Origin of the sequence: Allobosea sp. TAB14 (genome assembly GCF_052113865.1) — a bacterium.
GTDB classification, from domain to species: domain Bacteria; phylum Pseudomonadota; class Alphaproteobacteria; order Rhizobiales; family Beijerinckiaceae; genus Allobosea; species Allobosea spartocytisi.
In genome coordinates this window covers 1-1051 of sequence record NZ_JBFRDQ010000380.1, presented here as the reverse complement: position 1 = coordinate 1051, position 1051 = coordinate 1, and the positions used below count along the sequence as shown (strand labels likewise).

The window sequence follows — 1051 nt, the reverse complement described above, 5'->3', positions numbered from 1 at the left end:
CTGTTCCGCTACGTCTTCGGCGCGGCCTTCCTCGGCTTCGCGCTGGCCTTCGCTTTCATCACCTGGATGGAGGACTTGCCGCTGCGCGGCGGGGCGGCCGAGGCTGCGACGGCCGCCGCGGCGATGGAGTGACGGAACCGGGCCGGCGGCGGCGCGTTTCCATCTGCCTGTCATCTGCCCGAGGCAGGCTCACCGCCTTTGCAGCAGGAGCGCCGCCATGTCCGATCTCGTCGTCATCGTCTATCCGACCGAGGCCCGCGCCGAGGAGATGCGCCAGAAGCTCATCGGCCTGCAGAAGGAATATCTGATCGAGATCGGCGACGCCGCCATCGCGGTGATGCATGAAGACGGCAAGGTGAAGCTCAACCAGCTGCTCAACACCACGGCGCTCGGCGCGGTCTCCGGCTCGTTCTGGGGGCTGCTGATCGGCGCGATCTTCCTGATGCCGCTCTTCGGCGCCGCGCTCGGCGCGGCTTCCGGCGCACTCGGCGGCGCGCTGACCGATTACGGCATCGACGACAAGTTCATGAAGGACCTCGCCGGCAGCCTGCAGCCCGGCAATGCGGCGCTGTTCGTGCTGGTCAAGAAAGTGACCGGCGACAAGGTGCTGGAGGCGATCCGCGGCACCGGCGGCACCGTTCTCAAGACCTCCCTCGACCGCTCGCAGGAGCAGAAGCTGCGCGACGCGCTGGCCGATGCCCACGCGACCATGCCGCCGGCAGCCGACGCCGCACCGGCGCCGCAGGGAACCGGCGCTCCCTCGCCCGTGGGCTGAGCGATCACCCTCCCGTCATGCTCGGGCTCGACCCGAGCATCTCCTGCCGGAGATTCCCGGGTCGAAGCTGCGCTTCGCCCGAGAATGACGGTACGCGTTCTCAGTCTCTGAGCAATTCGTTGATGCCGGTCTTGGAGCGCGTCTGCGCGTCGACCGTCTTGACGATGACGGCGCAGGACAGCGCCGGGCCCGGCGTGCCGTCAGGGAAGGGCTTGCCCGGCAGCGAGCCCGGCACGACCACCGAATAGGGCGGCACCTTGCCGATATGGACCTGGC

Annotated in this window: 1 protein-coding gene and 1 pseudogene; one reads left to right on the top strand and one right to left on the bottom strand. The window is 68.7% G+C overall.

What is annotated here, in order from left to right:
• The first annotated feature begins 217 nt into the window (after positions 1 to 217).
• Positions 218 to 775, top strand: a complete 558-nt coding sequence (locus AB4Y99_RS27785) for a DUF1269 domain-containing protein (protein WP_038364607.1) — start codon at positions 218 to 220, stop codon at positions 773 to 775.
• Between the two features lie 100 nt (positions 776 to 875).
• Here AB4Y99_RS27785 and AB4Y99_RS27780 read toward each other — a convergent pair.
• A pseudogene (locus tag AB4Y99_RS27780) lies at positions 876 to 1051 on the bottom strand (2,3,4,5-tetrahydropyridine-2,6-dicarboxylate N-succinyltransferase); the annotation flags it as partial.